At 58.6% G+C, this 4,691-nt stretch carries 5 protein-coding genes; all 5 read left to right on the top strand.

The window, feature by feature from the left end; all coding sequences use genetic code 11:
- Positions 1-909: dihydropteroate synthase (gene folP, locus F1542_RS09255; protein WP_193732783.1), on the top strand; the 909-nt coding region annotated here is incomplete at its 5' end.
- A 51-nt stretch (positions 910-960) separates the two neighbouring features.
- Positions 961-2,319, top strand: a complete 1,359-nt coding sequence (glmM, locus tag F1542_RS09250) for a phosphoglucosamine mutase (RefSeq protein WP_193732782.1) — start codon at positions 961-963, stop codon at positions 2,317-2,319.
- Between the two features lie 3 nt (positions 2,320-2,322).
- Positions 2,323-3,126 (top strand): bifunctional hydroxymethylpyrimidine kinase/phosphomethylpyrimidine kinase, encoded by an 804-nt coding sequence (gene thiD / locus F1542_RS09245; RefSeq protein ID WP_193732781.1) that lies wholly within the window; start codon positions 2,323-2,325, stop codon positions 3,124-3,126.
- Between the two features lie 138 nt (positions 3,127-3,264).
- A complete protein-coding gene (locus F1542_RS09240) occupies positions 3,265-3,990 on the top strand; it encodes a response regulator transcription factor (protein ID WP_193732780.1) in 726 nt (241 codons plus the stop codon).
- A gap of 309 nt (positions 3,991-4,299) precedes the next feature.
- Positions 4,300-4,691, top strand: a 392-nt coding sequence (locus F1542_RS09235; RefSeq protein WP_227672619.1) for a hypothetical protein, incomplete at its 3' end; no start/stop codon positions are given.

The raw sequence follows: 4,691 nt of genomic DNA, 5'->3' as shown, positions 1-4,691 counted from the left end.
GGGGGGGAAGGCGGGCGTATCGTGCCTGCCTGTGCCATTCCCGCGCAATGGGTACAGGTTGCAGACCGGGTTGGCGTGCCATTTCCTGATGCCGGTCTGCCACCTGGCCCGCAGGTGATGGGAATCATCAATGTCACGCCCGACAGCTTCAGCGATGGGGGGCGGCATTACCGTGCCGCGCCTGCGCTGGATGCCATAGGGGCGATGTATGCGGCCGGATGCCGGATTGTTGATATTGGTGGTGAGAGTACCCGTCCCGGTGCCCCGCCGGTAACGGCGGAAGAAGAATGGCGTCGTATCGGGCCGGTTATCCGTGCGGTGCGGGAAAATTCTGCATTCGATGACCTGTATCTGTCCATTGATACACGACAGGGCATGGTCATGGATCAAGCACTGGGAGCCGGGGCCAATATCATCAATGATGTCTCGGCCCTTACATATGATCCGGCGGCGCGCGGGGTGGTGGCGCGGCATGGCTGCCCGGTCATGCTTATGCATATGCGGGGTACGCCTGCAACCATGCACGACCATACGACCTATGATGATGTTGCGGTGGATGTAGTGCGCGAACTGGCGCACAGGGTGGATGAAGCGGTGGCTGCCGGCATCGACAGGGCACGCATACTGGTTGACCCTGGCATCGGCTTTGCCAAGACGGTGGAGGGCAACCTGGACCTGCTGGCCCGTCTGCCATTACTGGCCAATCTGGGCTGCCGGGTGGTACTGGGTGTTTCACGCAAGCGCATGCTGGGTGAAATCTGTGCCCAGCCAGATGCTGCCCGTCGTGATCCGGCCACCATCGCCGCCAGCCTGCCGGGACTGGTTTTTGCAGGTACTGTGCTACGGGTTCACAATGTTACGGCCATGATGCAGGCCATGCGGGTCAGCCAGGGGCTGGATCGACACTGACAGGTAAGGTAGGTCGATGTACGACCTGAATGCATCCGGAGATCCCCAGTAATGGTAAAAACAAGAAAGCTGTTCGGCACTGATGGAATTCGGGGCACTGCCAACCGTTTTCCCATGACGGTCGAAGTGGCGCAGAAGTTGGGACAGGCAGCCGGTCTCCGCTTCATTCAGGGAACGCACCGCCACAGCGTGCTGCTGGGCAAGGATACGCGCCTGTCGGGGTACATGATCGAATGCGCGCTGGTGTCCGGCTTTCTGTCGGCAGGCATGGATGTGACGCTGGTGGGGCCGATGCCGACACCCGCCATTGCCATGCTGACCCGTTCGCTGCGCGCGGATCTGGGGGTCATGATTTCGGCATCGCACAATCCGTATGGTGATAACGGCATCAAACTGTTCGGCCCGGATGGATTCAAGCTGTCGGATGAGACGGAAGCCGGGATCGAGGCGGCGATGAATTCCGACCTGACCCATATGCTGGCGGCCCCGGACCAGATCGGTCGGGCGTCCCGCCTGAATGATGCGGCGGGGCGGTACGTGGAAAATGCCAAATCCTCCTTTCCGCGCGGATTGCGGCTGGATGGGCTGCGTATCGTGATCGACTGCGCCAATGGCGCGGCCTATCGTGTCGCGCCGACGGCGTTGTGGGAACTGGGGGCTGAGGTCGTGCGGATCGGGTGCGACCCGGATGGCATCAACATCAATGAAGGCTGCGGGTCCACCCGCCCCGAAGCCCTGTGCGCCGCCGTGCTGCGGCACCGGGCGGATATCGGCATTGCCCTGGATGGGGATGCAGACCGGGTGCTGATTTCCGATGAAAAGGGCCGCCTGATTGATGGCGACCAGATCCTTGCCCTGATTTCCAAGTCATGGGCGCGGCAGGGACGACTGTCCAGCCGGTATATCGTGGCCACGGTCATGTCCAACATGGGGCTGGAACGCTATCTGGAAACACAGGGGCTGGAACTGGTCCGCACGGCAGTGGGGGATCGCTATGTCGTGGAAAAGATGCGCGAACTGGGTGCGAATATCGGGGGCGAGCAGTCAGGACACATGGTCCTGTCCGATTTTGCCACCACGGGCGACGGGCTGATCGCCGCCCTGCAGGTCCTGGCGGAAGTGGTGGAATCCGGTCGCCCCGCCAGTGCGGTCTGCCGCATGTTCAAGCCCTATCCCCAGCTTTTGCAGAATGTCCGCTTTGCCGGGAAAAGCCCGTTGCAGGACCCGCAGGTGCATGAAGCCCGCAAGGCCGCGGAAAAACGCCTGGGGGACCGCGGGCGGCTGCTGCTGCGTGAAAGCGGGACGGAACCGCTGGTGCGCGTGATGGCGGAAGCGGAAGATGAACTGCTGGTGAAAGAAGTGGTCGAGGACATGTGCGACGCGATCAACGCGATCCAGATGGCAGGCTGATCCATGAATGGACGTATCCTGATCATGGCTGGCAGCGACAGCGGGGGCGGGGCCGGTATCCAGGCGGATATCAAGACCGTCACCATGCTGGGTGGTTTCGCCATGACCGCCGTGACGGCGTTGACCGCGCAGAATACGCTGGGCGTGCATGACGTGATGCCGGTATCGCCCGCCTTCGTCATTGCCCAGATGCGCTGCGTCATGGATGACCTTGGCGTGGATGCGTTCAAAAGTGGCATGCTGGACCGCCCCGAAGTGATCGAGGCAATCGCCGGCGTGCTGATGACATCCGTCGATATTCCCTATGTCCTTGACCCGGTTATGGTGGCGAAGGGGGGGGCTGCGTTATTGCAGGATAGTGCGCTGTCCTCCCTTAAATCCCGGTTGTTGCCACTTGCATCCGTCCTGACTCCAAATCTGCCCGAAGCCGAGGCCCTGCTGGGCCGACGGATCGGGAACCGGGAGGAAATGGTTGCCGCAGCACATGACCTGCTGGCGCTGGGGCCGCGTGCCGTACTGCTCAAGGGCGGGCATATGGAAGGCGACGAACTGGTGGATGTGCTGCTGGAACGCGGTGGCGTAGCGGAAGAATTCATGACCCGCCGCATCCATACCCGGCATACGCACGGTACCGGTTGCACGCTGGCCAGTGCGATTGCGACCGGTCTGGGGCAGGGCATGTCCCTGCGTGATGCGGTGATGCGGGCACGCGCCTATGTACATAAGGCGATTGCCGGGGCGCCCGGTTATGGTAGCGGGGCGGGGCCACTGGACCATACGGCTGGAATGGCAACGTGGGCGCCTTAATTCTTAATTAATAAAATAAATGATATTAATTCATAAAGATTATAACAGGGCGGTAATATATTATCAACTTTAGGTTGTCCAGGAATTGCAATGCACCTATAGGTAGTTGCACTGTTAAATATCTACTGGATGGTCGATATGCGGATTTTGCTTGTTGAGCCTGTTGCACGAAAAGCCGAAGAGACCACCCGGCATATGGAAAAAGGTGGCTTTACGGTAGATCATGTCGATACGGGACATGATGCATTGGGAATGCTGAAATCGTATAATTACGACCTTGCCGTCATTGATGTCCGGCTGCCCGATGTGGATGGGTATGAAGTCCTGCGTATCAGCCGTGCCGCACGTGTACCGACTCCGGTGCTGATCCTGTCGGAAGAGCGGACCCCTATGGCCAAGGTGAAGGCATTTTCCATCGGTGCGGACGATTATGTGACACGCCCCTACGAATCCATGGAACTGACCGCACGGATGCAGGCGGTCATCCGGCGATCAAAGGGATATAGCGAACCCACGCTGCGCGCGGGGGCGCTTGAACTGAGCCTGGATAGCCGCGAAGTTACGGTACACGGTCAGAACGTGCATCTGACCGGCAAGGAATACATGATCCTGGAGCTATTGCTGCTGCGCAAGGGCATGGTGCTGACCAAGGATGCCTTCCTGAACCACCTGTACGGCGGCATGGATGAACCGGAAATGAAGATCATTGACGTCTTTATCTGCAAGCTGCGTAAGAAACTGCAGGTCGCCGGCGCAGGGCAGCTTATCGCCACCGTATGGGGACAGGGTTATGTCCTGCGTGATGATGGCAGCCCGCTTGCCATCACTCCTGAACGGACCAAGGCGCAGGTCGCCGTTTTCTGATTGTATCCCGGTTGGCGTCTGGCGAGGATACTGGCACTCCATGCCTTGAAAAAGACATGGATTACAGGGAATACTTTGGAACAGGTAAAAAAAGGCAGGCTACCATATGGTAAGCCTGCCTGAGTTTTAAAGTGATGATTCGATATGCGATGCCCCCATCGCTCTGCTGTTATTGCATTGGTATTCCATCCCCGGACATGAGATAAATCAAAGTCGGTCGGAATAATGCATATGTTTTTTCTGTCACATCTTTATTCCGTTCCACGCATGGGACAGGATGCGGAAATTAACAGGATGGAAACAGGCAGAATGTCGATGGGACACCGGAAAAGGTTCAGGCACCTATATACTGGCGGCGTATTGCTGGTCGCGGCGGCAGGTGGCCTGACTGCGTGTGAAAGCGTGCATGACCAGATCGTGGACAAGGAAAACAGCCTTGCCGCGGCAGGGTTCGTTGCACGTCCGGCCAATACGCCGGAACGTCAGGAAATGTTGCAGAAACTTCCCGCCAACCGGTTTCTTCAGAAATCGTTCGGGGATCACATGCTGTATGTCTATTCCGATCCCAAGGTATGCAATTGCCTGTATGTGGGTAACCAGGCGGCCTATGGACGCTACATGTCCTATGTACAGGCCCAGAACCTGGCGGATCAGCAGCAGATGACAGCTGACATGTATCAGGATGCCTCATGGAACTGGGG

This window comes from Komagataeibacter sp. FXV3 (assembly GCF_015155755.1).
GTDB lineage: Bacteria > Pseudomonadota > Alphaproteobacteria > Acetobacterales > Acetobacteraceae > Komagataeibacter.
Note: the sequence above shows the minus strand (reverse complement) of the source record. Positions and strands in the feature narration are given on the sequence as shown.

Bases quoted from the DNA above. Each gene is read 5' to 3' on its own strand.
- F1542_RS09240 (WP_193732780.1), top strand. From the start codon at position 3,265: ATGCGGATTTTGCTTGTTGAGCCTGTTGCACGAAAAGCCGAAGAGACC.
- thiD (WP_193732781.1), top strand. From the start codon at position 2,323: ATGAATGGACGTATCCTGATCATGGCTGGCAGCGACAGCGGGGGCGGG.
- glmM (WP_193732782.1), top strand. From the start codon at position 961: ATGGTAAAAACAAGAAAGCTGTTCGGCACTGATGGAATTCGGGGCACT.